26 protein-coding genes, 1 pseudogene and 1 riboswitch are annotated in these 26535 nt (G+C 62.3%); of the genes and pseudogenes, 21 read left to right on the top strand and 6 right to left on the bottom strand.

Annotated features, from left to right (window positions below; all coding sequences use genetic code 11):
• The first annotated feature begins 8 nt into the window (after positions 1-8).
• From phoR to KW824_RS10965, 15 genes and pseudogenes are all read left to right on the top strand, one after another.
• Complete coding sequence (gene phoR / locus KW824_RS10895; protein WP_218409774.1) at positions 9-1304, top strand: phosphate regulon sensor histidine kinase PhoR; 1296 nt, start codon at positions 9-11, stop codon at positions 1302-1304.
• 289 nt (positions 1305-1593) lie between these two features.
• Entirely contained in the window at positions 1594-2568 is a 975-nt protein-coding gene (locus KW824_RS10900; RefSeq protein WP_043131083.1) for a PstS family phosphate ABC transporter substrate-binding protein, read from the top strand.
• Positions 2569-2720: 152 nt separating this feature from the next.
• Positions 2721-3530: a M48 family metallopeptidase gene (locus KW824_RS10905; RefSeq protein ID WP_139751209.1), complete on the top strand. Its 810-nt coding sequence runs from the start codon at positions 2721-2723 to the stop codon at positions 3528-3530.
• The gene (locus KW824_RS10910; RefSeq protein ID WP_218409775.1) at positions 3518-4024 is read left to right on the top strand and encodes a GNAT family N-acetyltransferase; all 507 of its coding nucleotides are present in this window, start codon (positions 3518-3520) and stop codon (positions 4022-4024) included. Before KW824_RS10905 ends, KW824_RS10910 begins: the two co-directional genes overlap by 13 nt.
• Before the next feature lie 110 nt (positions 4025-4134).
• Positions 4135-5037, top strand: a complete 903-nt coding sequence (locus KW824_RS10915; RefSeq protein ID WP_218409776.1) for an ROK family protein — start codon at positions 4135-4137, stop codon at positions 5035-5037.
• A gap of 41 nt (positions 5038-5078) precedes the next feature.
• The gene (locus tag KW824_RS10920; RefSeq protein ID WP_005324680.1) at positions 5079-5804 is read left to right on the top strand and encodes a copper homeostasis protein CutC; all 726 of its coding nucleotides are present in this window, start codon (positions 5079-5081) and stop codon (positions 5802-5804) included.
• A 173-nt stretch (positions 5805-5977) separates the two neighbouring features.
• Positions 5978-6058, top strand: a pseudogene (locus KW824_RS10925) (copper homeostasis protein CutC); the annotation flags it as partial.
• A gap of 151 nt (positions 6059-6209) precedes the next feature.
• Positions 6210-6821 (top strand): FKBP-type peptidyl-prolyl cis-trans isomerase, encoded by a 612-nt coding sequence (locus tag KW824_RS10930; RefSeq protein ID WP_005324672.1) that lies wholly within the window; start codon positions 6210-6212, stop codon positions 6819-6821.
• A 146-nt stretch (positions 6822-6967) separates the two neighbouring features.
• Positions 6968-7849 carry an ABC transporter ATP-binding protein gene (locus tag KW824_RS10935; RefSeq protein ID WP_218409777.1) on the top strand — a complete coding sequence of 294 codons (882 nt, stop codon included), beginning with the start codon at positions 6968-6970 and terminating at the stop codon, positions 7847-7849.
• Positions 7850-7925: 76 nt separating this feature from the next.
• Positions 7926-8939 carry an ABC transporter permease gene (locus KW824_RS10940; protein WP_182786023.1) on the top strand — a complete coding sequence of 338 codons (1014 nt, stop codon included), beginning with the start codon at positions 7926-7928 and terminating at the stop codon, positions 8937-8939.
• Complete coding sequence (locus KW824_RS10945; RefSeq protein ID WP_005324667.1) at positions 8924-9235, top strand: DUF2845 domain-containing protein; 312 nt, start codon at positions 8924-8926, stop codon at positions 9233-9235. The genes KW824_RS10940 and KW824_RS10945 overlap by 16 nt, the downstream gene beginning before the upstream one ends.
• A gap of 471 nt (positions 9236-9706) precedes the next feature.
• Positions 9707-10726 (top strand): amino acid ABC transporter substrate-binding protein, encoded by a 1020-nt coding sequence (locus KW824_RS10950; protein ID WP_171276622.1) that lies wholly within the window; start codon positions 9707-9709, stop codon positions 10724-10726.
• 67 nt (positions 10727-10793) lie between these two features.
• Positions 10794-11981, top strand: a complete 1188-nt coding sequence (locus tag KW824_RS10955) for an amino acid ABC transporter permease (RefSeq protein WP_256351346.1) — start codon at positions 10794-10796, stop codon at positions 11979-11981.
• Between the two features lie 9 nt (positions 11982-11990).
• On the top strand, positions 11991-13085 hold the full coding sequence (locus tag KW824_RS10960; protein ID WP_043131101.1) for an amino acid ABC transporter permease: 1095 nt from the start codon (positions 11991-11993) through the stop codon (positions 13083-13085).
• 13 nt (positions 13086-13098) lie between these two features.
• Positions 13099-13842: an amino acid ABC transporter ATP-binding protein gene (locus KW824_RS10965; protein ID WP_005328952.1), complete on the top strand. Its 744-nt coding sequence runs from the start codon at positions 13099-13101 to the stop codon at positions 13840-13842.
• A 102-nt stretch (positions 13843-13944) separates the two neighbouring features.
• On the opposite strand, the gene KW824_RS10970 is transcribed toward KW824_RS10965, so the two are convergent.
• Entirely contained in the window at positions 13945-14160 is a 216-nt protein-coding gene (locus KW824_RS10970; protein WP_005328955.1) for a DUF1107 family protein, read from the bottom strand.
• A 177-nt stretch (positions 14161-14337) separates the two neighbouring features.
• Here KW824_RS10970 and yfcD point away from each other — a divergent pair, with 177 nt between their 5' ends.
• From yfcD to KW824_RS10985, 3 genes are all read left to right on the top strand, one after another.
• Complete coding sequence (yfcD, locus tag KW824_RS10975; RefSeq protein WP_218409778.1) at positions 14338-14856, top strand: NUDIX hydrolase YfcD; 519 nt, start codon at positions 14338-14340, stop codon at positions 14854-14856.
• Between the two features lie 145 nt (positions 14857-15001).
• Positions 15002-15475, top strand: coding sequence for a peroxiredoxin (locus tag KW824_RS10980; RefSeq protein WP_218409779.1), 474 nt, complete (start codon positions 15002-15004; stop codon positions 15473-15475).
• 124 nt (positions 15476-15599) lie between these two features.
• Positions 15600-16565 carry a calcium/sodium antiporter gene (locus tag KW824_RS10985; protein WP_218409780.1) on the top strand — a complete coding sequence of 322 codons (966 nt, stop codon included), beginning with the start codon at positions 15600-15602 and terminating at the stop codon, positions 16563-16565.
• 75 nt (positions 16566-16640) lie between these two features.
• On the opposite strand, the gene KW824_RS10990 is transcribed toward KW824_RS10985, so the two are convergent.
• Positions 16641-17789 (bottom strand): type III PLP-dependent enzyme, encoded by a 1149-nt coding sequence (locus tag KW824_RS10990; RefSeq protein ID WP_218409781.1) that lies wholly within the window; start codon positions 17787-17789, stop codon positions 16641-16643.
• A 507-nt stretch (positions 17790-18296) separates the two neighbouring features.
• A riboswitch (glycine riboswitch) is annotated at positions 18297-18412 on the top strand.
• 249 nt (positions 18413-18661) lie between these two features.
• Here KW824_RS10990 and KW824_RS10995 point away from each other — a divergent pair.
• Positions 18662-20044 (top strand): sodium:alanine symporter family protein, encoded by a 1383-nt coding sequence (locus tag KW824_RS10995; protein WP_218409782.1) that lies wholly within the window; start codon positions 18662-18664, stop codon positions 20042-20044.
• Positions 20045-20162: 118 nt separating this feature from the next.
• On the opposite strand, the gene KW824_RS11000 is transcribed toward KW824_RS10995, so the two are convergent.
• On the bottom strand, positions 20163-20879 hold the full coding sequence (locus tag KW824_RS11000; RefSeq protein ID WP_218409783.1) for a protein ligase: 717 nt from the start codon (positions 20877-20879) through the stop codon (positions 20163-20165).
• Between the two features lie 100 nt (positions 20880-20979).
• Positions 20980-22377 (bottom strand): nucleobase:cation symporter-2 family protein, encoded by a 1398-nt coding sequence (locus KW824_RS11005; RefSeq protein WP_218409784.1) that lies wholly within the window; start codon positions 22375-22377, stop codon positions 20980-20982.
• Between the two features lie 247 nt (positions 22378-22624).
• Between KW824_RS11005 and KW824_RS11010 the strand changes: the two genes are divergently transcribed.
• Complete coding sequence (locus tag KW824_RS11010) at positions 22625-23764, top strand: diguanylate cyclase (RefSeq protein WP_218409785.1); 1140 nt, start codon at positions 22625-22627, stop codon at positions 23762-23764.
• 30 nt (positions 23765-23794) lie between these two features.
• On the opposite strand, the gene KW824_RS11015 is transcribed toward KW824_RS11010, so the two are convergent.
• Positions 23795-24043 (bottom strand): DUF2498 family protein, encoded by a 249-nt coding sequence (locus KW824_RS11015; protein WP_218409786.1) that lies wholly within the window; start codon positions 24041-24043, stop codon positions 23795-23797.
• Positions 24044-24171: 128 nt separating this feature from the next.
• The gene (locus KW824_RS11020; RefSeq protein WP_218409787.1) at positions 24172-25551 is read right to left on the bottom strand and encodes an MATE family efflux transporter; all 1380 of its coding nucleotides are present in this window, start codon (positions 25549-25551) and stop codon (positions 24172-24174) included.
• Positions 25552-25671: 120 nt separating this feature from the next.
• Between KW824_RS11020 and KW824_RS11025 the strand changes: the two genes are divergently transcribed.
• Entirely contained in the window at positions 25672-26529 is an 858-nt protein-coding gene (locus KW824_RS11025) for an AraC family transcriptional regulator (RefSeq protein ID WP_042648638.1), read from the top strand.
• Positions 26530-26535 lie beyond the last annotated feature (6 nt).

Raw genomic sequence — 26535 nt, forward strand, 5'->3', positions numbered from 1 at the left:
GGGATAACATGTTGCAACCTTACGCCTGGCGGCGACAGTTGTGGCGAATGGCGTTCTTCTACGCCCCCTTCGTCTTGGTAGGTTGGTTGATAGAACACCTCTCCCTCTGTCTGCTGGTGGCGACCGTGCTGCATCTGGGCTGGCACTACCGCTTCCAGAAGCGGCTGTCGGACTGGCTGTGGCACGATCGCAGCCTAGTGCCGCCCCATGGCAGCGGCAGTTGGGAATACATCTTCAATGGCATCTACAAGTTGCAGCAGCGCCACCGTGCAAGGCGTCGCGAGCTGGCGGGTCTCATCCGCCGCTTTCGGGAGGGGGCCGAGGCCCTGCCCGATGCCGCCGTGGTGTTTCGCACCGACGGCAGCATTCTCTGGTGTAACCGGTTGGCGGAGCAACTGCTCGGTTTTCGCTGGCCCGAGGATGCCGGCCAGCACATCGGCAACCTCATCCGTCACCCCGGTTTCGTCGCCTACCTCGGCAAGGGACAGTATGACGAGCCGTTCGAGATGAGCTCCCCCATCAACGAGGAGAAGTTCCTCGAATTTCGCATCATGCCCTATGCCGAGGATCAGGCCATGCTGGTGGTGCGGGACGTGACCCGGCTGCGCAGCCTGGAGAAGACCCGCAAGCACTTCGTCTCCAACGTCTCCCATGAGCTGCGCACCCCGCTCACCGTGCTCAAGGGCTATCTGGAGATGACGGAGGAGCCGCCCCCCCCCGCCATGTGGGCCAAGGCGCACAAGGTGATGATGGAGCAGACCATCCGCATGGACAATCTGGTCAATCAGCTGCTCACCCTGTCGCGCATCGAGGCGGCCCCGACCGTGGATCTCTCCCATCTGGTGGACATGCCCGCCATGCTGGGGCTGCTGGAGCAGGAGGCCCGTGCCCTGTCGGGGGAGAGTGCCCATCAGATAGAGTTCCAGGTGCAGTCCAATCTGTTCGTGAAGGGGGACAGGGACCAGCTGCGCAGCGCCGTCTCCAACCTGGTCTACAACGCCATTCACTACACCCCGGCCGGTCGCAAGATCACGGTGGAATGGCGCAAGCAGGGGGCCATGGCGCTCTTTGTGGTGCAGGACGAGGGGGAGGGGATAGCCCCGGAGCACCTGACGCGGCTCACCGAGCGCTTCTATCGGGTCGACAAGGCGAGATCCCGCCACACCGGTGGCTCCGGCCTTGGTCTCGCCATCGTCAAGCACGCCCTGAGCCATCACGACGCCCAGCTCGAGATAGAGAGCCGGGTTGGCCAGGGCAGCCGTTTCAGCTTCCTCATTCCCGGCCGCATGGTGGTGGTTAAATAGTCTTTTTTGACAAAGGGTTAGCAATAAGAAAGGGGGCTGCGAGAGCGGCCCCCTTGGCATTTGTGCCGCGCCGGGCCCATGTCATCAAAGTGTCATATAAATTCCATAAATTTGTCACTGCCAGGTCAGATACTGGCGCCGTCTTAAGAACAGACCCCGCGTCACCTTGGGAAAGAGGGGACGGATAAAACTCAACAAGCTGACTGATGCAGCCAGCTTGATCACCGCAAGACAGTGTTAATCGGCGCCATGTATTGGCAATTGCCTTCTGTAACTTTGGAGAGATTGGATGAAACTCAACAAACTGGCTGGTGTAATCGGATTCACCGCAGCAACCCTGTTTTCTGTCAGCGCGCTGGCTGCCGGTGTGGATAAAAACCTGCCGGATTACACCCCGACCAGTGGCATCTCGGGCAACCTGTCCTCCGTCGGCTCGGACACCCTGGCCAACATGATGACCCTGTGGGCCGAAGAATTTAAGCGTGTCTACCCCAACGTCAACGTGCAGATCCAGGCCGCCGGTTCTTCCACCGCGCCGACCGCGCTGACCGAGGGCGTTGCCCAGTTTGGCCCCATGAGCCGTGCCATGAAGGCCGGTGAAGAGGAAGCATTCGAGAAGCGTTACGGCTACAAGCCGACTGCCATCCGCGTCGCGGTCGATGCCCTGGCGGTATTCGTGAACAAGGACAACCCCATCAAGGGGCTGACCATGGAGCAGGTTGATGCCGTCTTCTCCAGCACCCTCAAGTGCGGCGAAGCCAAGGCGGCCACCAAATGGTCTGATCTGGGTCTGGATGGCAACTGGTCTTCCAAGGATCTGCAACTGTTCGGTCGCAACTCCGTTTCAGGTACCTACGGTTACTTCAAGGAGCACGCCCTGTGCAACGGTGACTTCAAGAGCGGCGTAAACGAACAGCCGGGTTCGGCTTCCGTGGTGCAATCCGTCTCCGCGTCCCTGAACGGCATCGGTTACTCCGGCATCGGCTACGTCACCTCCGGCGTGCGCGCCGTACCGCTCTCCAAGGATGGCAAGACCTTCGTTGAAGCGACGGCAGACAACGCCCTGACCGGCAAGTACCCGCTCTCCCGCTTCCTGTACGTCTACGTAAACAAGGCTCCGAACAAGCCGCTCTCCCCGATGGAGCAGGAGTTTGTGAAGATGATGCTCTCCAAGGCTGGTCAGAACATAGTGGCGAAGGACGGCTATGTGCCGGTACCGGCCAAGATTGTTGAGGCCGATCTGAAGAAGCTGGGCATCATGTAATCCCGCTTTTGCAGCGCAAACAAACGAGCCCGAACGGGCTCGTTTTTATTTTGGCGCCATGGGATCTTTTTGGTCGCATGGGGTGGCGCCTGGCTTGCACCGGAGGGCGGCATTCCCGAGAATAGGGCAACTTCACGGTAAAGGACCCTCTCATGCGTGCATCTTCCCTGTCCAAATTCGGCCTGGCAGCCTTGTGCAGTGCCCTGCTTGCCGGCTGTGCCCAGTCGCCGACCGGCCGCAGCCAGATGCTGCTCTTCTCCCCCCAGCAGATGAACCAGCTGGGGGCCGACTCCTTCGAGCAGATGAAGAAGCAGGAGAAGGTGAGCAAGGATGCCAGGGTGAATGCCTATGTCTCTTGCGTGGCCAGGGCGGTCACCGCCCAGGTGCCTGCCAGCTATGGCATCACCAGCTGGGAGGTGGTGGTGTTTGACTCCAAGGAGGTCAACGCCTTCGCCCTGCCTGGCGGCAAGATCGGCGTCTACAGCGGTCTGCTCAAGGTCGCCAAGAATCAGGATCAGCTCGCCACCGTCATCGGCCATGAGCTGACCCATGTGCTGGCACAGCACTCAAACGAACGCCTCTCCCGGGATCAGCTGACCGGCATCGGGCTGGCGGTGGCCGATGCCGCCATCGGCAGCAGCCAGGGGGGCGGTGCCACCATGGCGGCGCTCGGGCTCGGGGTTCAGGTGGGGATTGCCCTGCCCTATGGCAGAACCCAGGAGAGCGAGGCCGACAGACTCGGTCTGGAGCTGATGGCCCGCGCCGGCTTCAATCCGGCCCAGGCCATCCCCCTGTGGCAGAACATGAGTGCCGCCTCCGGTGGCAAGGCACCGCCGCAACTGCTTTCTACCCACCCGAGCGACGAGAACCGCATCGCCGAACTGCAGGCCCAGCAGGCCGAGGTGCAGCCCCTGTATCAGCAGGCGCGAGCGGCAGGGCTGGAGCCCAAGTGCAAGGCATAAGCCTGCGTCTGGCCCGTCCCGCCGATGCCGCCGCCATGACGGTGATGCAGCGGGCCAGCTGGCTGGCGGCCTATGGCAGTGTGCTCGGGGAGGATCTGCTGGCCCAGCTGGCGGTCACCGAGCACCTGCAGATCTGGCGCCGCCGGCTCGCCGAACCCGCCCCCATCCCTATGCTGCTGTGTCAGGACGAGGTCGTCATCGGCCTGCTCTATTGGCACCCAGCCCATGAGGAGGGGATGATGACGGCGCGCATCCGGGCGTTCTATCTGCACCCGGATCACTGGCGTCGGGGCCATGGCAAGCGGTTGTGGCAGGCGGTGGCGGTGCAGATGCGCCGGGCCGGCTGCGAGTGCGTCAGGCTCTGGCTGCTCGATGGCAATCACATCGGCGAGGGGTTCTACCTGCGCCGCGGCTTCGTGTTTGACGGCCAGGAGCGCACACTGACGAGCCTGGGACAACCCTGTCTTCAGCGACAAATGTTCCGTTTGCTTTGAGCTGGCTCCCGTTTTTTGCCCATGGTTACTTTATTTTTTTTGCGAATTAATACAATGTGCCCCATCTGGACAGACTGAGGTGACCCGGTTCACCGGCAAGGGAGTGTGGCATGTATTACGGATTTGATATTGGTGGTACCAAGATTGCCTTCGCGGTGTATGACGGTGGCCTGAACCTCTGTCACGAAGAGCGCATGAGCACCCCTGGCAATGATTACGAGGGGCTGTTGCAGCTGATCCGGACGCGGGTCGAGGCGGCGGACGCCCGCTTCGGTGCGAAAGGCGCCGTCGGCATCGGGTTTCCCGGCATCATCAATCGCCTTGATGGGAGCATAGTGGCGGCGAACCTGCCCGCCATTCACGGTCGTCATCTGGGCGCGGATCTGGCCGCACGACTGGCACGCACCGTCAGCGTCGACAACGACGCCAACTGCTTCCTCTGGTCCGAAGTGCACCAGGGCGCCGCCGCCGAGGCCGAGAGTGCGCTGGGGGTGACCATTGGCACCGGTATCGGTGGCGCCGTCTACCTGGCGGGCAAGCTCATCCAGGGTCGCAACTGGCTGGCGGGGGAGATAGGCCATTACCCGCTGCCGGCCACCATATTGATGAAATATCCCGACCTGCCCCGTCCCCGCTGCGGCTGCGGCCGCCTGGTCTGTTTCGAAACCTACGCCTCGGGCACCGGCCTGGAGCGGCTCTATCACCACTTCCGCGGCGAGCGCGCCAGTGGCCACCTGATAGTCGCCCGCGCCGAGGCCCGGGAACCCGCGGCGCTCTCGGCCATCGACTGCTGGCTGGAGATCCTGGCCGCCGGGCTCGCCACCGCCATCTCGGTGATAGACCCAGAGGTGGTGGTGCTGGGGGGCGGCCTCAGCGGGCTGCCCGCCCTGTATGAAGAGCTGCCCAAGCGTCTGCCCGGCCACCTGCTGCCCGGTGTCGCCCTGCCGGCTATCCGCCAGGCCCGCTTCGGCGGCGCCGGTGGCGTGCGTGGCGCCGCCCTGCTCAATTTATGAGATCAGGCACTGGGTCTGATCTCCCTGGATAAGGAGTCATCATGACCCGTCTTGAAATCTGCATCGACAACCTGGAATCCCTGTTCACCGCAGAGCGGTCCGGCGCGGATCGCATCGAGCTCTGCTCTGCGCTGGGGCTGGGTGGTCTCACCCCCTCCTATGGTTTCATGCAGCTTGCTGCCCGCCATGCCAGCGTACCGGTTTACGCCATGATCCGCCCCCGTGCCGGGGATTTCTGCTTCAGTGCCGCCGAGTTCGAACTCATGTTGCTGGATATCGCTGCGGCGCGCTCTGCGGGCCTGCAAGGGGTGGTGGTGGGTTTGCTGGACGAGGGGGGCAGAGTGCCAGCCGCCCAGTTGCAACAGCTGGTCGAGGCGGCAGGTCCCCTTGGGGTCACCTTCCATCGCGCCATCGATCTCAGCTCCAACTGGCGCGCCGATCTGGAGACCATAGTGGCGGCCGGCTGTGAGCGGATCCTGAGCTCCGGCCATGCCCCGACTGCCCTGGCGGGTCTGGAGACCCTGCAGGCGATGCAGCAGACCCTGGCGGGCCGCGCCAGCCTGATGCCCGGCGCCGGGGTCAATGCCGACAACGTGCGCACCATACTCGAGTTCACCGGGGTGAGCGAGGTGCACATGTCCGGCATGGGCTGGCGTGGCGGCATGGTGCCCCACGGAGTGAACATGGGCACCTCGGACGACGGCCGGGTCAATATCACCGACGGTGCCAAGGTGGCAGCGGTGCGGGCGTTGCTGGACAAGGCCTGATAGGTGCCGCGCGGCGGCATGGTGCCTCTCCATGGGATGTCAACATGGGCACCTCGGACGACGGCCGAGTCAATATCACCGACGGCGCCAAGGTGGCCGCGGTGCGGGCTTTACTGGACAATGCCTGATACGTACCGCGTGGCGGCATGGTGCCTCCTCATGTGTGTGAACATGGCACCTCGGACGACGGCCGGGTCAATATTACCGACGGTGCCAAGGTTACTGCGGTACGGGCCCTGCTGGATCGCGCCTGAGCAGATCGCCGCCGATGGGCGGCGTTCATCCCCTTCTTGTGTGAAGTCTCTCCCACGGGCGGGGAAATCAGGAAGGCAGTCGGCAGCACCTCGCCAAAAAGTCTGATATTATCCCGTCTCTTTTACCCTCAGGACCCGGAGCAACATCTCAATGTCCCAATACGACTCTATCGAACAGAAGGCCAGCTATGGCATCGGCCGCAACATGGGTGATCAGCTGGCGCAGCAAGCCTTTGCCGGTCTGGATATCCCTGCCCTGCAACAAGGTCTGGCAGATGCCCTGAATGGCCTGGAGTTCGCGGTCAGCCGTGACGATATCAATGATGCCTTCCAGGTCATCACCGCCCGCATGCAGGAAGAGCAGGAAGCCGTTGCCAAGGCCGCCGCCGCCGATGGCGAAGCCTTCCTGGCCGACAACGCCAAGCGCGCCGACGTGAAAGTGACCGACTCCGGTCTGCAATACGAAGTCATGGTAGAAGGCAACGGCGCCGTGCCGGTAGCCGGTCAGTCCGTGCGTGTGCACTACCACGGTACCTTCACCCACGGTGGTGTGTTCGACAGCTCGGTCGCCCGCGGCCAGCCTGCCGAATTCCCGGTCACCGGCGTCATTGCCGGCTGGGTAGAAGCACTGCAGATGATGCCGGTTGGCTCCAAGTGGAAGCTCTACATTCCGCAGGATCTGGCCTACGGTGCCCGTGGCGCCGGTTCCATCCCGCCCTACTCCGCTCTGGTCTTCGAAGTGGAGCTGCTGGACATCCTGTGATCCGGTTGGCGTGATGCAAACGGCGACCCCTGGGTCGCCGTTTGTTTTTTGCGCGCCGCCACGCCCTGGTGGATGAGCCATGGCCTTCTCGGGAGATTTGGATATAGTCAGGACGTCGCACTCTCGGCCACCCAGGGAGACAGGCCATGGCTGCCATCATCGAAGTCGTCGATCTCATCAAGCACTTCCCCGGAGTCAAGGCGGTGGACGGACTCAGCTTTGCCATTCCCGCCGGGAGCTGTTTCGGCCTGCTCGGCCCGAACGGGGCGGGCAAGACCACCACCATAGAGCTGCTCGAAGGGATCCTCACCCCTGACAGCGGCCAGATCCTGTTTCACGGCGCCCCCCGCGGCCCCGACTATCGCTCCCGCATCGGCATCCAGTTCCAGCACACGGCGTTGCAGGATTTTCTGACGGTGCGCGACACCCTGCGCCTGTTCGCCAGCCTCTATCCCAACCCCCTGCCACGGGAACTGCTCATCGATCTGTGTGCCCTTGGGGAGTTCATCGACAGGGACAGCCGCAAGCTCTCGGGCGGCCAGCGTCAGCGCCTGCTGCTGGCCCTTGCTCTGCTCGGGGATCCCGAACTGCTGTTTCTGGACGAACCCACCACAGGGCTGGACCCCCAGGCCCGTCACCACTTCTGGCAGCGGATCGAGGCGATCAAGGCCCAGGGCAAGACGGTGGTGCTCACCACCCACTACATGGACGAGGCCCAGCAACTGTGCGATCGCATCGCCATCGTCGATCACGGTCATCTGCTCAGCCTGGACACGCCGGCGGCCCTGCTGGCACAGCACTTCGACGGTGTGCTGGTGCGTCTTGCAGATCACCCGGCCCTCGCCAGCCTGGGTTATCCGCTGCTGCCCCACGGCGATCAGGTGGAGCTGAACTGCCCCGACGTGGCGGTCTTGCTGCCAACCTTGTTGAGCCTGGGGGTACCGCTGACCGGCATGCAGGTACGTTCCCCCAATCTGGAGGATCTCTTCCTGCACCTGACAGGCCACAGCCTCCGGAGCGGCGCATGAACGCCGCCCCATGGCGGCGCCCCGCTGTGGCGCCTGCCAGCATGTTACCGATGCCAGCCTGCTCAAGGAGCGGAAGATGACGGGATCTCTCAAGCGCATAGGTGCGCTCTTCTACGCACGCAACCTGGAGTTCGTGCGCGACAGGGCGGCCCTGGTCTGGAACCTGCTTTTTCCGCTCTTGCTGGTGATTGGCTTCTCCCTCATCTTCTCCGGTCCCCCCAAGCCGCTGGTACAGATAGGGGTGGTGGGGGAGCTGACGACGGCCTATCAGCCCCTGACCCATATCCCGCTGCTCAAGCTCATTCCCTATGACGACGAGGCGAGGGGGGCCCTCAAGGTGCGCCATCACCAGCTGGACTTGCTGCTGTCACCGGCGCGCGGCCACTACTGGGTCAACCCGGACGCCCCCCAGGGGGCCATGGCCGAATACCTGCTGCGCCAGGCGGTGCGCGCGCCCTTGCAACGAGAGGCCCTGAGCGGTCGGGCCATCCGCTACGGCGACTGGTTGTTGCCCGGGGTGATCGGCATGAACCTGATGTTCTCCGGCCTGTTCGGGGTCGGCTTCGTCATCGTGCGCTATCGCAAGAACGGGGTACTCAAGCGCTTGCGGGCCACGCCACTCTCGGCCGCCGAGTTTCTCTGCGCCCAGCTGTTGTCACGTGTGCTGATCACCCTGGTGGTGAGCCTGCTGGTCTTTCTGGTGGCTTACTGGCTGCTGGATGTGCCCCTGCTCGGCTCTGGCTGGCTGCTGCTGCTCATCGCCCTGGTCGGCGGGACCGCCATGGCCTCCCTCGGGCTGCTCATCGCCGCCCGCATTCAGAACGAGGAGCTGGCGAGCGGTTTGCTCAATCTCATCAGCTTGCCCATGATGTTCTTATCCGGCGTCTGGTTTTCGCTGGAAGGCTCTCCTCCCTGGCTGCAGGCCGTGGGGGCCCGCTTGCCGCTCAGCCAGATCATCGAGGCCGCCCGTGCCGTCATGCTGGAAGGGGCGGGCTGGCAGGCGGTGGCGGGAACCCTGGGTCAAGTCATGGTGTTTGCCCTGGTGTGCATCACGCTGGGGGCGGTGCTGTTCAAATGGAGCGCAAAATGAAGTCAATTCTGTGGTTGCTGCTGGTAGCGGCCTTACCGGTGCATGCCGGCACCCTGCGCTGCAAGAGCGCCCTGTTGACCGAGGGGGACACCACGGCCGAACTGCTGATCCGCTGCGGTCAGCCGCTGCTCAAGGAAGATCTGACACGCTACGAGGAGAACGGCTTCGGGGCGCGGATGACGGTCAAGTATGCCGAACGCTGGACCTACAACTTCGGCAGGAGCGAATTCATGCAGTTCGTCACCGTCGAAAACGGCATCATCACCGAGATTGAAGACGGTCCCCGCGGTGGTTGAGTCGCGTATTGCTCCCGGGCCGGCACCCTGATCTAGAGCTCAGGCCCCATCCCCACCAGAAGATCCCCTGTTGATATCAGTTTGCCACCCTACATCGCGAAATATCGGCAAAGCCTTCTCTTTGTTTGCCGCTCCCAGGGTTGGGTCTGCTGGTGGAAAAGCGAGCCTGATGAGTCAGTTGGAAGCAGATCTTGCTGCCCCATCCCGGTGCATCCCATTTTTTTGCGAAAATAATCCTCACAGCGGGAATGGCCTTTAACAGCAGGCTATTTGGCGAATAAGGGTCTACTTTTGATTCTAAGAGTGCATATCACTTCGTTCGAACATTTTGTGCTGTTGCACCACGGTTGGGCCGGGTTGCACCGATTGACAAGTTTTTGAACCGCTGGATAAGCTGCGAAAAAGCAAGGAAACGATGGCATCTTGCTAGGTTTTGGTGCCAATGCGAATCAAACCACAGGGAAGAGTGACATGAAGCAGATACACAAGGCAGGTATGGTGATAGTGCTGTCGCTGGCGGCAGCCAATGTCTGGGCAGAGGGCACCCTGGATGCCGTGAAGAAGAAGGGGTTCGTGCAGTGCGGGGTCGGTGATGGCCTGCCCGGTTTCTCCAATCCGGACGCCAAGGGCACCTGGACCGGGCTGGACGTGGACGTGTGTCGCGCGGTCGCCGCGGCCGTGCTCGGGGATGCTGGCAAGGTCAAGTATGTGTCCCTCACCGCCAAGGAGCGTTTCACCGCCCTGCAATCCGGTGAAGTGGATCTGCTGTCGCGCAACACCACCTGGACCCTGACCCGGGACGGGTCGCTCGGTCTGACCTTCGCCGGGGTGAACTACTACGATGGTCAGGGCTTCCTGGTCAACAAGTCCCTCGGGGTCAAGAGCGCCAAGGAGCTGGACGGTGCCGCCGTCTGCATCCAGTCCGGCACCACCACCGAACTCAACCTGGCGGATTACTTCCGCGCCAACGGCGGCATGAAATATACCCCTGTGGTGTTCGATACCTCGGATCAGACCGTCAAAGGCTTCGAGGCGGGACGTTGCGACGTGCTGACCTCGGATCAATCCCAGCTCTACTCCCTCAAGATCAAGCTGACCAAGCCGGGGGATGCCTTGGTACTGCCCGAGGTCATCTCCAAGGAGCCGCTGGGACCCGCCGTGCGTCAGGGTGACGAGCAGTGGTTCAAGGTGGTGCGCTGGAGTCTTTACGCCATGCTCAACGCCGAAGAGGCCGGTGTGACCAGCGCCAACGTGGACGAGATGCTCAAATCCACCAACCCGGACATTCGTCGCCTGCTGGGGCTGGAAGAGCCCAAGGGCAGCGTGCTGGGGCTGGATGACAAGTGGGCCTACAACATAGTCAAACAGGTCGGCAACTACGGCGAGTCGTTCGATCGCAACGTCGGCGCCGGCTCTCCCCTCAAGATCGACCGCGGCATCAACGCACTCTGGAACAAGGGCGGCCTGATGTATGCCCCGCCCATCCGCTAAATAGACAGCTGTCGGGGGGCCTGGCCCCCCATTTCCCCCTTGCCCTGGCTTTGTCGGAGTCATCCTCATGGCGATACAAGCATCAAACCATAGGAAAGAACAGGGCCGCTGGTGGTATGACGCTAAGGTGCGGGCGCAGATATTCCAGTGCCTGGCCATTGCGGCCGTTCTCGCGTTTCTGTTCTACATCATCAACAATGTCCTGACCAATCTGGCGACCCGTGGCATCACCACAGGTTTCGATTTTCTGGGCAACACCGCCGGGTTCGGCATCTTGCAGAGCCTGATCCCCTACGACGAAACCTACACCTTCGGTCGTACCTTCGTGGTCGGCCTGCTCAATACCCTGCTGGTCTCGGTGCTCGGCATCCTGTTTGCCACCCTGCTCGGCTTCGTGCTCGGGATAGCGCGTCTGTCCCGCAACTGGCTGGTGGCCAAGATAGCCACCGTCTACATAGAGACGTTCCGCAACATTCCGCTGCTGCTGCAGATCTTCTTCTGGTACTTCTCGGTGCTGCGCACCCTGCCGTCTCCCCGTGAGAGCGTGGAGCTGGGAGGGCTCGCCTTCTTGAACGTGCGGGGCTTCTATCTACCCAAACCCTTGTTTGAGGAGGGATTTGGCTATGTGCTTTGGGCCCTGCTGCTCGCTGTCGTCCTGAGCTGGGGGTTGAGTCGCTGGGCGCGGCGCCGTCAGGCGCTGACCGGCAGGATCTTCCCGTTCTGGCGCTGTGTGGCCGCTCTGGTGATCCTGCTCCCCGCCATTGCCTTCCTGCTGGCAGGCAGCCCGCTCTCCTGGAGCGTGCCGGCCTTGCAGGGCTTCAACTTCCGGGGGGGCTTGACGGTGCTGCCCGAGCTCGCGGCCCTGTTGCTGGCGCTCACCATCTATACGGCGGCCTTCATCGCCGAGATAGTGCGATCCGGCATACTGGCCATCAGCAAGGGGCAGACCGAGGCCGCTTCCGCACTCGGGCTCTCGCCCACCAAGACGCTGCGGCTGGTGGTCATTCCTCAGGCGATGCGGGTCATCATTCCCCCGCTGACCAGCCAGTATCTGAACCTCACCAAGAACTCCTCGCTGGCCACCGCCATCGGTTATCCGGATCTGGTCTCGGTGTTCATGGGCACCACCCTCAACCAGACCGGGCAGGCCATCGAGGTGATCGCCATGACCATGGGGGTCTATCTCATCATCAGTATCACCACCTCTGTCCTGATGAACATCTACAACCGCAGGATGACGCTGGTCGAGCGCTAGGGAGCAGTCATGTTTGTGAACGAGTTGCAGGAGGCGCTGCCGCCTCCCAATCATCGCCGGGGGCTGGTCGCCTGGGTCAGGCAGAACCTCTTCCCCAACTGGTGGAACGGCTTGCTGACCCTGGTGCTGGCCTACCTGCTGCTGCCACTGCTCTGGTCGGCGCTGGACTGGGCTATCTTCTCCGCCAACTGGCAGGGGAGCAGCCGTGCCGACTGCGCCCAGGGCGGGGCTTGCTGGGTCTTTATCGAGAGTCGTCTGGGGCAATACCTCTACGGCTTTTATCCGGTCGATCAGTATTGGCGCATCAATCTGGCCTTCGCCGGTCTGGCCGTGCTGCTGGCGCTGCTGATCTGGCCGCGCACCCCGCGCAAGGGCTGGCTGGCGCTCTTTACCCTGCTGGTATTCCCTGTCATCGCCTTCGTGCTGATCCATGGCGGGGCCGGTCTCGAGGTGGTGGAAACAAATCGCTGGGGCGGCCTGATGCTGACCCTGGTGCTGGCGGTGGTGGGCATAGTGGTCGCTCTGCCATTCGGGATCCTGCTGGCATTGGGACGCCGCTCCCACATGCCGGTCATCTCCAGCCTCTCCACCGTCTATATCGAGTTCTGGCGGGCGGTGCCGCTCATCACTGTGCTCTTCATGGCCTCCGTCATGCTGCCGCTGTTCATGACCAGCGAGGTGGAGCTCGACAAGCTGCTGAGGGCGCTTATCGGCATCATTCTGTTCCAGGCGGCCTATGTGGCAGAGGTGGTCAGGGGGGGGCTGCAGGCGATCCCCAAGGGGCAGTACGAGGCGGGTGAAGCCCTGGGGCTCTCCTACTGGAAGGTGATGGGACTGGTCATCATGCCTCAGGCCCTCAAGATCACCATTCCCTCCCTGGTGAACACCTTTATCTCCCTGTTCAAGGACACCAGCCTGGTGCTGATCATAGGGCTATTCGATCTGCTGGCCATCTCCAAGGTGGCGCTGGCGGATCCGGCCTGGCTGGGATTCTCCACCGAGGCCTATGTGTTCATCGCCATGATCTTCTGGATGTTCTGTTTTGGCATGTCCCGCTACTCCATCTATCTGGAGCGCAAACTCAACACCGGTCACAAGCATTAGGAGTAGTTTCGAGATGAAAACGGACGCTGTGGTAGAACTCAAGGATGTCAACAAGTGGTACGGTGAGTTTCATGTGCTGCGCAACATCAATCTGCAGGTGGGCAGGGGGGAGAAGATCGTCATCTGCGGGCCGTCTGGCTCGGGCAAGTCCACCATGATCCGCTGCATCAACCGGCTGGAGGAGCATCAGAGCGGTGACATCCTGGTCAAGGGCACGGCCCTGACGTCGGATCTCAAGAACATAGAGACGGTACGCCGGGAGGTGGGCATGGTGTTCCAGCACTTCAACCTCTTCCCCCATCTGACGGTGCTGGAGAATTGCTGCTTGGCGCCCATCTGGGTCAAGCAGTTGCCACGCAAGGAGGCGGAGGAGATCGCCATGACCTTCCTGCGCCGGGTCAGGATCCCGGAGCAGGCCCTCAAGTATCCGGGCCAGCTCTCCGGCGGTCAGCAGCAACGGGTCGCCATCGCCCGCAGCCTCTGCATGAACCCCCAGGTGATGCTGTTTGACGAGCCTACCTCGGCGCTGGACCCCGAGATGGTGCGCGAGGTGTTGGATGTCATGGTGGAGCTGGCCCATGAGGGCATGACCATGCTCTGCGTCACCCACGAGATGGGCTTTGCCAAGCAGGTGGCGGACCGGGTGATCTTCATGGACCGCGGCCAGATCATCGAGGAGAACGTGCCTGACCAGTTCTTCGACCACCCCCAGTCGGAGCGAACCAAGCTGTTCCTCTCCCAGATCCTGCAGCACTGATGCGGGTCAGACGGGGCCAACCCCATTGAAAATAGCCCGCACGCTCGGTGAGCGGCGGGCAAAGACGTGCATGGAAGCAGACTACAAACGGAAAGGAGTATGTCAGCCCGGCAACAGGGCGGTGGTGCGCAGATCGCGCACGGCCAGGTTGATCTGCCGGGCCAGGCTCAGCGCCTGGCGGCAGCTCAGCGTTCTCACATCGATGATTCCCCCCTGAAATTCAAACCGCCCCAGAGCCTCTACCATGAAACTGCCGTGATGGAAGCTTTTGATATAGCGGGCAATTCGACGAGGAGACAACTGCTTGAACACCTTCATGGCAAGACACCCTGTTGTTTGGACAGGGCACACTATGCCGCCTCACCATGACACTGATGTGACACTGGATAAAGGTTTGTATGAATCCTTGTTATGGCGGGCTGGCGTCCTGCTACCGGCGTTGAAAAAGTAGTGCAGCCCCCGGTCCCGGCCCCGATATACTGCGGCCATCGCAGGATGGACAAGGTGCCGCACGTGGAGTGGGTGGACGTAGTAGACGAGCATGACAGGGTGATCGGGGTGGCCGATCGCACCCAGGTGCGTCAGGAGAACTTGCGCCATCGCGCCAGCTATATTCTGGTGCTCGATGAGGCCGGGCGCGTGCTGGTGCAGCGGCGTACCCTGAGCAAGGATTTCTGTCCCGGCATGCTGGATGCCTGCGCCGGTGGTGTGGTGACCACGGGGGAGGCGATGGAGCCCTCCGCTCGGCGCGAGCTGGCCGAGGAGTTGGGGATCCACGACGTGCCCCTGCACGACTTCGGCACCTTCTACGCCGAGGGGGAGGCGAGCGGGGGAGGCTATCGGGTCTGGGGCGGTCTGTTCAGTTGCCATTATCAGGGGCCGCTGCAACTCCAGGCGGAGGAGGTGAGCGAGGTGTACTGGATGAGTCTGGCCGAGATAGCCGAGCGGGCCGATGAATTCACCCCGGATTCATTGCTCGCCATCGCCACCTGGCAGGCGCGGCGCCCGGCATAAGGCAGAGGTTCTGGCTGCCGAATTCACGTTGAATTTTCTACTGACATTGCCATCAGGCAGGTGCGACGACACGGACGAGCCGGTGTCGTCTCTTTTCTGGTTGGAGTAGACTGGGCCTCTTTCAGTCACTTAAGGACGAGACATCATGGTCACGGTCGGTCAATCCCTGCCCGCAGCGGAATTTACCTTCATCACCGCCGAGGGCAAGCAGCTGAAGGATACCCAGGCCCTGTTTACCGGCAAGCGAGTGGTGCTGTTCGCGGTGCCGGGCGCCTTCACCCCCACCTGCTCCAACGCCCATCTGCCCGGTTATGTGGTGTTGGCGGACGAGTTCAAGGCCAAGGGGGTCGATGCCCTCTATTGTCTCTCGGTCAACGATGCCTTCGTGATGAAGGCGTGGCAGGCGGCCCAGAATGCGGACGCCATCACCATGCTGGCGGATGGGGACGGCAGCTGGACCCAGGCGCTCGGCCTTGCCAAGGAGACCGGCGCCTTCGGCGGCCTGCGTGCCCAGCGCTTTGCCATGATCGCCAATGATGGCGTGGTCGAGCAGCTGTTCGTGGAGGCCCCCGGCAAGTTCGAGGTGTCTGATGCGCAGAGTCTGCTGGCCGCGCTGTGAGATGTTAATCATTGTTTGATTTCATCTTGAAATAGCAAGGCGGCTCGATACACTGAGGCCGCGTTTGGATGGAGCCAGGCTAGCCGCCTGGCTCTCGTGTTTGCAGTCGATGAGATAGAAGAATATGACCCTGGCTTTTGTTGCCCTGATTGCCGGACTGGCGTTGCTGGTCTGGAGTGCGGATAAATTTGTGGACGGTGCAGCCGCCACCGCTCGTTATGCCGGCATGCCGCCGCTGCTGATCGGTATGGTGATCATCGGTTTTGGTACCTCGGCCCCCGAGATGGTGGTCTCGGCCCTGGCATCCATGCAGGGTAACCCGGGCCTGGCCCTGGGCAATGCCTATGGCTCCAACATCACCAACATCGCCCTCATTCTCGGACTGACAGCCCTCATCAGCCCTATTGCCGTCTCCTCTCAGGTGGTGCGCAAGGAGATCCCCATACTGCTCGGCATCACCCTGCTGACCGGTGCCTTGCTCATCGATGGTCACCTGGGGCGTAGCGACGCCCTCATTCTGGGTGGCGTCTTCGTCGTGCTGCTGGGCTGGTCCATCTGGACCGGGATCAAGGGGAAGGGAGACGCCCTGGACGAAGACGTGAATGTGGAGATCGACAGCGAAGCCATGCCGCTCAAGAAGGCCATCTTCTGGTTGATCGTGGGCCTGGTACTCCTGGTAGGTGCTTCCCGCCTGCTGGTGTGGGGTGCGGTGACCATAGCCCAGGCATTTGGCATCAGCGATCTGGTCATCGGCCTGACCATAGTGGCGGTGGGTACCTCGCTGCCGGAGCTGGCCTCCTCCCTGATGGCCATCCAGAAGAAGGAACATGACCTGGCGCTTGGCAACGTGCTCGGCTCCAACCTGTTCAACACCCTGGCCGTGGTCGGCATCGCCGCCGGCATAGCGCCCCTTGACGTGGACCCGGCGGTGCTCTCCCGCGACTGGAGCCTGATGATGGGACTGACCCTGCTGCTGCTGGTGATGTGTCTGGGCCGCAAGGGACAGGGCCGCATCAACAGGGTGGAAGGAGGTATCTTGCTCTGCATCTTCGTCGCCTATACCGGTTGGCTGTTGACCAGCCAGTTCTGATAATGGCATGACAAGACAAACAAGAAGGGGAGCCAATGGCTCCCCTTCTCTATGCAACACTCGTGGTCAAACCGTTCAGGCCACCGCCACCAGTTTCTGCTTCTGGGCGCTGTCCAGAATGAGGATGCTCGCCTTGGGGAAGAAGTTGAAGGTGGAGGCCGACGCCCAGGTGTAGGCCCCCATCACCCGGCCCACCACCAGCTCGCCGATGGCCAGATCCGGCAGCATGATGCCGTCGCGAATGACGTCCACGCTGTCGCAGGTGGGGCCGGAGAGCACGGCATTGTGCAGCTCGCCATGCGCATAGGGGGTGCTCACCGGGTAGGTGACGTGGTCATAGAGCTGACCGTTGTAGCTGCCGTAGAGGCCGTCATCCAGGTAGTACCAGATCTTGTCACCGCGGTGGGCCTTGCCCATCACGCTGGACACCGAGGTCATGGCCGGTGCGCTGATGAAACGGCCCGGCTCGGCAATCTTCTGCACCGTGGCGGGCAGCTTGGCCAGCGCCTCGCGGATCGGGGCGCAGAAGCCGTCGATGTCGAACTCGCCGCCCTCATAATCCACCGGGAAACCGCCGCCGATGTCCAGCACCCAGGGCTTGAGGCCGAGATCCCAGGCCTGCTCCATGATCTCGCGGCAGGCGTCGATGGCCTGCACGTGGCGACGGGGGTGGGGCACCTGGGAGCCGACGTGGAACGACAGTCCCATCACCTTGATCCCCTTGGCCTGGGCCAGTTGCAGCAGCGGCAGCGCCTGCTCCGGAGTGCAGCCGAACTTCTTGGAGAGATCGACCTTGGTCTCGGGATTTGGGAAGCTGACGCGCAGCAGCAGTTTGACCTCGTCCTTGTAGGGCAGGAATTTCTCCAGCTCCAGCGGGTTGTCGTAGACAAACACGGTGCAGCCGAATTCCAGCGCATAACGGATGTCGCTGTCGCGCTTGATGGGATGGGTGTGAATGCAGCGTCCCGGACGAACCCCTTGGCTGCGCACCAGATCCACTTCGCCATTGGTGGCCAGATCGAAACAGGCCCCCTCTTCCTTCAAGACAGAGACCACAGCCTCATGGGGCAGGGGCTTGAGTGCATAATGCAAGCGCACATCGGGCAGGGCGGCGGCCAGGGCCCGATACTGTTTGCGGATGGCTGCCTTGTCGAGCAGCAGCAGGGGAGAGCCAAATTGTTCAACCAGCTGACGGTAATCTTGTGCGACCAGGGTCTCGTTCATTCTCTTTTGATCATCCTTAGGGGGCGTGATATGCCCAAGCCATATGCGATTGAACCGGCGACGGCCGGCTCAGGCGAGTGGTCCGGAGGGACCGACCAGGCACAATGCATAACTCCCTTGCAAAGTGCTTAGTTATGCGCGGGATTATCGACTTATTGAGTTTGTGTGCAAGCATTTTGATTGGATATGTTGGCAAGTATTTCTGGTCGAGACGAAACATCATCTTGATATGGGGCAGTCTGCGTCTTTTGGTGTGCGTCATCATCAGACAAAACTTCATAACTTATTGATAGTTAACGAACATTTAACATGCGTTTCGCTGATGGTCGGGACAGAAAAAAATGGCGTGGAGTCCGGCCGAGTGGGAGACAGCTCACATTTTTTGGATTAACATGCCCGCTTCCTAATCCAAACTAGTTCGGATGAAGGTAGCAGGAGAGCGATGGGGGACCATCCACCGAAGAAGTGAATCTTTCAGGTACCGGGCAACCGGTGTGGACTGCTACTGGACGATACTCTGGAGAGACCCGTTAGATCGGGCGCCGAAGGAGCAAGGCACCATGACGACCCGCAAGGGCAGGCTGGCGCCGGAAACTCTCAGGCAAAAGGACAGAGGGGATGGGATGGTTGTACCTGAGCTTGGAACTGTTCACGATCTGTCACGAGAGGTCGTCAGCAAGGTAAAGAGCAGCGCAGGAACCGGAGTGTATGTGAATACATGAGGCTTCCGAGCAGCGTATGAGCCTTGATCACGGCCTCGCAGTAAGAGTGTGAACACGTTCTTGGCCTGCATCCGATCGCCTTTGGGGATCGCGACACCTATGGGAAGATCATCCTTCTCCTCCTTAATCATTGTTTTTTAAGGAGGATGCATGTCATCAATTCAATCGGCGCTCGCCGCCATCGATAGCTTTGTCTGGGGTCCACCCCTGCTGATCCTGCTGGTCGGGACCGGTATCTATCTTACCCTGCGATTGGGGCTGCTTCAGGTCGTGCGCTTGCCGCTCGCCCTGCGTCTGGTCTTTGGCCGCGATCAGGGTCAGGGCAAGCAGGGGGACGTCTCCAGCTTCGCCGCCCTCTGTACTGCGCTTTCAGCCACTATCGGCACTGGCAACATCGTCGGGGTAGCCACCGCCATCAAGCTCGGTGGCCCCGGCGCCCTGTTCTGGATGTGGATGGCGGCGCTGTTCGGCATGGCCACCAAGTACGCCGAGTGCCTGCTGGCGGTCAAATACCGGGAGCAGGATGCCAACGGCCAGATGGCTGGGGGCCCCATGTACTATCTGGAGAAGGGGCTCGGTTCCAAACCGCTCGCCAAGCTGTTTGCCCTGTTCGGTATAGGCGTCGCCTTCTTCGGGATCGGTACCTTCCCGCAGGTCAACGCCATCTCCGACGCCATGAGCCTCTCCTTCTCGGTGCCCCGTGAAGTGACCGCCGTGGTGCTGACCCTGATAGTGGCGCTGGTGACCCTGGGGGGCATCCAGTCCATCTCCAGCGTGTCGAGCAAGGTGGTGCCCTTCATGGCCATCTTCTACATCCTCGCCTGTGCCGGGGTACTGGTGAACAACGCCGGCGCCCTGCCCGACGCTGTCATGCTGGTGATCGAGAGCGCCTTTACCGGCCATGCGGCCACCGGCGGCTTCGTCGGTGCCGGCATCATGCTGGCGATCCAGTCCGGGGTGGCGCGCGGGGTCTTCTCCAACGAATCGGGTCTGGGCTCTGCGCCCATAGCCGCGGCGGCGGCCAAGACGGACTCCTGCGTGGAGCAGGGGCTGGTCTCCATGACCGGCACCTTCATCGACACCATCATCATCTGCACCATGACCGGCCTGACACTGGTGGTGACCGGGGTGTGGAGCGGGGACTTGAGCGGTGCCGCCATGACCAGCCAGGCCTTTGCCCAGGGGTTGGATGCCCACATCGGCCAGTATCTGGTGAGCATAGGGCTGCTGTTTTTTGCCTTCACCACCATCCTCGGCTGGAACTACTACGGCGAGCGCTGCACCGAGTACCTGTTCGGGGTCAAGGCGATCAAGCCCTACCGCATCGTCTATCTGGTGCTGGTGGCGAGCGGCGCCTTCCTCCATCTGGACATGATTTGGCTGCTGGCGGACATCGTCAACGGTCTGATGGCGGTACCCAACCTCATCGGCCTGATTGGCCTGCGTCATGTGGTGCTCGCCGAGACCCGGGCCTACTTCAGTCGGGACCGGGACAGCGATACAGAGTCCGAGCCCGAGCCGCAGACGGCCTGAACTCCTCCGCTCGTTTCACGTTCGCCTTGAAAAGAACAAGCCACGACTCGGGTCGTGGCTTTTTTGTGCGCTGCGCTACTTCCATGGACGGGCGTGTTCCTTCTCCCTCCGGGGGGCATCAGGGTGAGGGCATCGGACTCTCCGTCAGCAGTCGCGCCAGCCGCCCTCGTACTATCTCCACTAGCGCCTCCTCGCTCCTCTGCCAATGGATCTGCTGCGCCAGCGTGGTGGAGGTTCCTGTCATAAAGCGCAGTTCGCCGCCCGCCAGTTCGTAGAAGCGGCTCGCCATCCGGGTACCTTCGTCCACGTCTCCCGCCACCAGCAACATGGCCTGGGCCAGCACGGCGCCTTGGTGATCCTGCCCTGGCGCCAGCCAGCGCTGGGCGGTGCCGGTTACCTTGCGACCCCCGATCACCAGATTGTACTGGCCGTCGCAAAAGGATCCGGGTACGAAGTCGTAGTTTCCCGTCAGGCCGTATTCGCCCAGCAGGGCCAGCAGCGGCGCCCCCAGCAGATGGTAATAGTGGCCAAGATCAGTGGTGGTGCGGGGCAGCAGCAGGGAGAGGTTGAGGATGCCCGCCCCGTGGGGCACGGCGGTGCCGCCGCTGTCACGCACAAATACGGGCCAGCCTTCGGTGGCGAGCTGTTCGCAGGCGGCTGCGTAACGGGGAAGTCGGGTGTCTTTGCGGGTCACGATAAGGCACTGGGGCGCCTGCCAGAGGTGAGCGCGGGGCTGGCCATCATGGGCGCACTCCCGCAGCCAACGCTGCTCCTCGGCCAGTATCTGATCCGGGGTGTAGTTGGTGGGCAGGGAGGAAAGCAGGGTATAGGTCATGAAGGGCATCCTGAGCAGAGGCTACCCAGCACAGTACCCGTGACGGAAGAGGAGGTAAAGCCCCGCACGGCGGGGCTTTACCTGTTCGCTCTGGAGAGCGTCAGGCCTGTGCGGCGCAGTGCTTGGGCAGCAGCAGGTTCATCAGGATAGCGGTGATGCCGCCGGTGGCGACGCCGTAGGAGAGCACACTCCTGGCCAGCTCCGGCAGGTGTTGCAGCACTTCAGGCACCTGAGCCACCCCGAGGCCCATGGCGAGCGACACCGCCAGTATCATCAGGGCGCGGCGGTCCAGCTCCTCGCGGGAGATGATGCGCACCCCGGCGGCGGCGATAGTGCCGAACATCACTATGGTGGCGCCACCCAGCACGGGTTCGGGGATCTGCTGCACCAGGCTGGCCACCGCCGGGAACAGGCCGAGCAGGGCCAGCATGGCGGCGATGAAGAGGCCGACATGGCGGCTGGCGACGCCGGTCAGCTGGATGACGCCGTTGTTCTGGGCGAAGGTGGACATGGGGAAGGTGGAAAAGACCGCCGCCAGCATGGAGTTGGCGCCATCGGCCAGCACGCCCCCCTTGATCCGTGCCATGTAGACGGGCCCGTCCAGGGGCTCGCCGGAGATGTCCGAGGTGGCGGTCATGTCGCCTATGGCTTCCAGCGCCGTCACCACGAAGATGATGGCGAGCGGCACGAACAGCTGCCAGTCAAAGCCGATGCCGTAGTGGAGCGGGAGTGGCACCATGATCAGGGGACCCTCGAAGGTGGGGGGGCTGACCTTGCCCAGCAGCAGAGCCACGGCGTAACCCGCCAGCATGGCGATCATGATGGCAGAGAGGCGCAGCCAGGGGTTGCGACTGCGCTGCAGCAGCACGATGAGGCCGAGCACCAGCAGGGAGAGGAAGAGGTTGGTGTGGCTGGCGAAGCTGCCATCCGAGAGCGCGGCGTAGCCGCCCCCCATGCTGATGAGGCCCACCTTGATCAGGGTCAGGCCGATGAGCAGCACCACTATGCCGGTCACCAGGGGGGTGATGATGCGCTTGACCAGGTGCAGGAAGCGGCTCATCACGACGATGGTGAGGGCGGCCACCAGCATGGTGCCGAACAGGGTGCCCAGCAGATCGTCGGTGGGCATGGCGGCCTGCTTGAGAGCGAGGCCGGAGGCGATGATGGGGCCGAGGAAGTTGAAGCTGGTGCCCTGCACCGAGAGCAGACCCGAGCCGAGGGGGCCGAAGCGGCGGGTCTGGATGAAGGAGGCGATGCCGGACATCACCAGGGACATGGAGACGATGTAGCGGGTGTCGGCGGCCGGGAGGCCGAGGGCATTGGCGATGATAAGGGGCGGGGTAATGATGGCGACAAACATGGCGAGCATGTGCTGCAGGGCGGCGAACAGGGTCTGGGGCAGGGGCGGAACCTCGTCGATGCCGTAGATCAGTTCACTGTGGGCTCGCCTGGGGGGATGGGTCTCGGGAGTCGCGCGCACGGCGGCAGCCTGTTCCATAAATACCTCGAAGTGTGTGGGGGGGGGGGGGAGAAAATTGGGCGCTATTTTAGTGGTTGAACGGGGGCTGACCAGCGCTAATTGGAGTGATAAAGGTTTATTTTTTGATGGGTTGAAACGTTTGCGTGCGGCGATTATGATCCGCCGGTTTGTGTGAGGCAGTTCTCGTTATAAATAGGGGGCAGGCTGATGCATACCGGCAGGGTCGGTGTAGAATGAGCCCTCAGTTGTAAAATGGAGGCTCTGGATGCTGAAGCTGTCGGAGTTCTGGAGTGCCCGTGCCCACTCCGAAGATTTCACCCTGACCCGCATGGGCTTTATGACGGTGCGTCTTCGGCTGCTCACCTGTCTGCTGATGGTGGGGTTGCCCGCCTGGGCGCTGGTGGACTGGCTGACCCTGCCCGCCACCCAGTTTGACGAGCTGTTTCAGGTTCGGATCTTCTGCCTGCTGGCCCTCTCTCCGCTCATCCCCCTCTCCTATCTCATCCACTTCAGACGCGAACGCATGAAGCTGGCGCTGGGCTATCTGATGGCGGTGATGATGCTGTTCTCCCTCATCTGTCTGCACAGTTTCGGGACGGATCAGGAGTTGCAGGCGGGTTACATGGCGTTCCCCTATCTGCTCATCAGCCTGTTTGCCATCTTCCCCATCCCGCTCTCTCTCAGTCTGCAACTGGCAGGCGGCATCCTGATCACCATGCTGGCGGGCAACTGGCTGCTGGTGGGTCAGTCGCTCCTGAGCGTGCAGACCCTCAATCAGGTCTGGCTGCTGGGGTTGTTCACCGTGGCGAGTGCCTGGGTGCAGTGCGGCCAGCTCAACATGCTGTTGCAACTCTACCGGGAGTCCACCACGGACGAACTGACCGGCATGATGAACCGTCGCCTGCTGATGAAGCAGCTCGAGAAGGCCAGGGTCAGCATGATCCGCAAGCAGGCTCCCTTTGCCGTGCTGCTGCTGGACCTGGACAGATTCAAGCGCATCAATGACAGCTTCGGCCATCTGGCGGGGGACGCCGTGCTGAAAGAGGTGGCGGCGACCCTGGCGGAACAGCTGGAACCCGGTATGGTGCTCGGTCGCTACGGTGGGGAGGAGTTTGCCATACTGCTGCCCAACTGCGCCGAGCTGGCCCAGGCGAAACGGGTCGCCGAGCGACTGCGGGTGTCGGTGGAGGCGCGGCTGGTGAAGAGCCCGACCTCGGATGAACTGCTGGAGGTGACGGTGAGCATAGGTTTGACCCTGGCTCTGCGCGGGGAGGGGGTCGAGGAGCTGCTCAACCGGGCGGACGAGTGCCTCTACATGGCCAAGATGGCGGGTCGCAACTGCGTGGTGGGCGAACTGGCGAAGACGCCGGGCAAGCCCGGGCCCACCAAGACAGATGCCGCCTGAAGGCGGCATCTTGTCGGAGGGATTGCGACCTCAGATCAGCCGGTACTTCCCTGACAACTGCTGGGCCAGCAGCTTGAACATGTTGAACACCGCCATGGTCTTGCCGGTCGGGGTGCCGTCCTCGGCCAGGAAGAATTCCCCCTTGAACACCAGGATCTCCCCCTTCTGCTCCACCGAATCGGCGCGCATGCCGTGGATGAAGTCTTCGTGGTCCTTGATGATGCCGTTGGCCATCTCCAGCAGGGCAGTCTCGGTGATCAGCTCTTTTTCTGGTTGCATGTGCGTCTCCTTAAACGACTACTGGCAGGGCGTGGTGTACCCGCCGCTGATTGAAGAGGCGGCCAGCATACTGCAAACCGGGATTTTCTGTCATTGATATGACCCCGCTTTTTGCCCTGCCAGCAACGTCACCCCATCACCAGATTCTTGAGCCAGTGACGCTGGCGGATCCTGCGTTGCACCAGCAGTACCTTGGAGAGCTCCTCCAGCAGTACCACGGCCACGACCCAGGAGAGGGGCCAGCCCAGCAGGCTGACCGCCACCCAGGCGAGCGGCAGGCCGATGCACCACATGCCGACGATGTCGATGAAGATGCTGTAGTTCACATCCCCCCCCGAGCGCAGCACCCCGACGATGCCCACCATGTTGAACACCTTGAGCAACATGCCGAGGCACATGATGGCAAGCACCTGACCCGCTTCCCCCATCAGCTCGCCCGGCAGGTTGCCGACCCACTGCAGCAGGTTGGTCTGCAGCAGCCAGACGGCTATCCCCACCAGCAGGGCGCCAATGGGGGCGAGCAGCAGGAACAGCTGGGAGTGTTGCCAGGCCTCCTCATACTCCTCGGCCCCGAGCCGATGTCCGAGCAGGGTGGAGCAGGCCACCGCCAGCCCGAAGAAGAGGGAGATAAGGATGCTCTCGAGCGTCCCCAGCGTGGTCATGATGGCCAGGGAATCTGTGCCGAGGTGAGCGTAGAGGAAGCCGTAGAGCAGCATCCCGAAAGCCCAGAGTCCGTCGTGCAGCAGCAGCGGCAGGGCGATCAGGGTAAAGCGCACCACCTCCTTGCGCCGAAAGGCGTCCCACCAGTCCTGTTTGCGCGGCACCAGGCGGGGCTCCTGGCGCCACACATAGATCAGCAGCAGCGTGGTCTGCAGCAAGCGTGAGAGAGTGGTGCCCCAGGCCGAACCGGCTACGCCCATCGCCTCGAAGCCGAAGTGACCGAAGATGAGGGCGTAGTTGAGGATGACGTTGGCGATGATGGCGATGATGCCGATCCGGGTGGGAGCGGCGGCATTACCGACCGAGCGCAGCGCCGCCTCCAGTGGCACGACGATGGCGGTGCAGAGGATAGTAGCGCCGGTGATCATCAAAAACTCGTCTGCGAGGGCGCGTAGCGCGGGATCCTGGCTGGCAAAGCCGAGCACGCTGCCCGGCGAGAGCACATAGACCAGGGCAAACGGCAGGCTCACCAGCAGGGCGCCCACCAGCGCCAGCGCCAGGGATCGGCGTACCCCGGCCAGCTCGCCGCGACCGTAATACTGTGCTGCCAACACCGAGACTCCGCCCGAGAGCCCCGCTATCACCAGCAAGTTGAAGAAGAAGACCCGGTTACCCAAGCCGACCGCCGCCACCGCCGTGGTGCCAAGCTGGCTCACCATCATGATGTCGATGAGACCGAGCAGGGAGAACATCATGGACTGCAGCGACACCGGCAGGGCCAGTCGCCACAGTCGGGTCATGAACTCACGGTCGGTGGTTTGTTTTAAAATCGCTTGCCAATAACTCATTTATGTTAACCGGGTATGTGAAAATCAAGGTTTGTCATGGGTATGATAGGGTCTGGCGCGGGTGGCTTCACTGTGAGTACCTCTCCGCTTTCTTGTTCAAAACTATCCTGTTGAGGTGTTATGGCATTTGTCAGCGAATGTCTTGAGATAGCTCCCGGCTGCGAGGAGCGGATGCTGGGGCGCGAAGGCTTGCCGCTGTTGGGGGAGGCGGGCATCTTCCTGACCGGCCTCTCCCGCTTGCGGGATCACTACCTCATTCGCCGCAATCGGCCCGAGTTCCACATCCTGATGGTGAGCCACGACGAGGGAGGGGCCCTGCTGACGGATCAGGGGGAGCAGCCCATCCCCGCGGGCTCACTCATCTTCCTGCCGGCGGCCGTGCCCGGTGGCTTGCGGCTCACCGGCGAGCACTGGCAGATCAGCTGGATTTTGCTGGACGACGTGCCGCGTTGGCAGCACCTGCACCGGCTTGGCCATCGCATCTGGCAGGGGGAGGAGGGGGATCAGCTCTATCATCTGCTCAGCCTGATGCAGGGGGAGGGGGTGAGATCCCCCTTGCAGCCCCAGTTGCTGAGCCTGCTGCTGGCCTTGCTGGACAGGACCCTGCAAGGGGAGGTGCGCGGTACTCCGGAGCTGCGCTTGCAGGCGCTGTTTCGCCGGGTGGAGGCGCGCCTCGATGAGCCCTGGAGCGTGGTCCTGCTCGCCAGCCAGATGGCCTGCTCTGTGCCCCATCTGCATCGACTCTGCCAGCAGCTGTTTGGCATGGGACCCATGGCGAAGGTGACCGAGCTCAGAATGAACAAGGCGCGTCAGTTGCTGCTCTATACCAATTGGCCCCTCGGTGAGCTGGCCAGCCGGGTCGGTTACAGCGACGGCGCGAACTTTGCGAACCGCTTTCGCCGCCTCACTGGTCAGACCCCCGGCGCCTTTCGTCGCCTGGGTCGCAAACCTGTTGCCACGGATGTGCAAACCCTTTGAAATTGT

The organism is Aeromonas sp. sif0611, assembly GCF_019218845.1.
GTDB lineage: Bacteria > Pseudomonadota > Gammaproteobacteria > Enterobacterales > Aeromonadaceae > Aeromonas > Aeromonas media.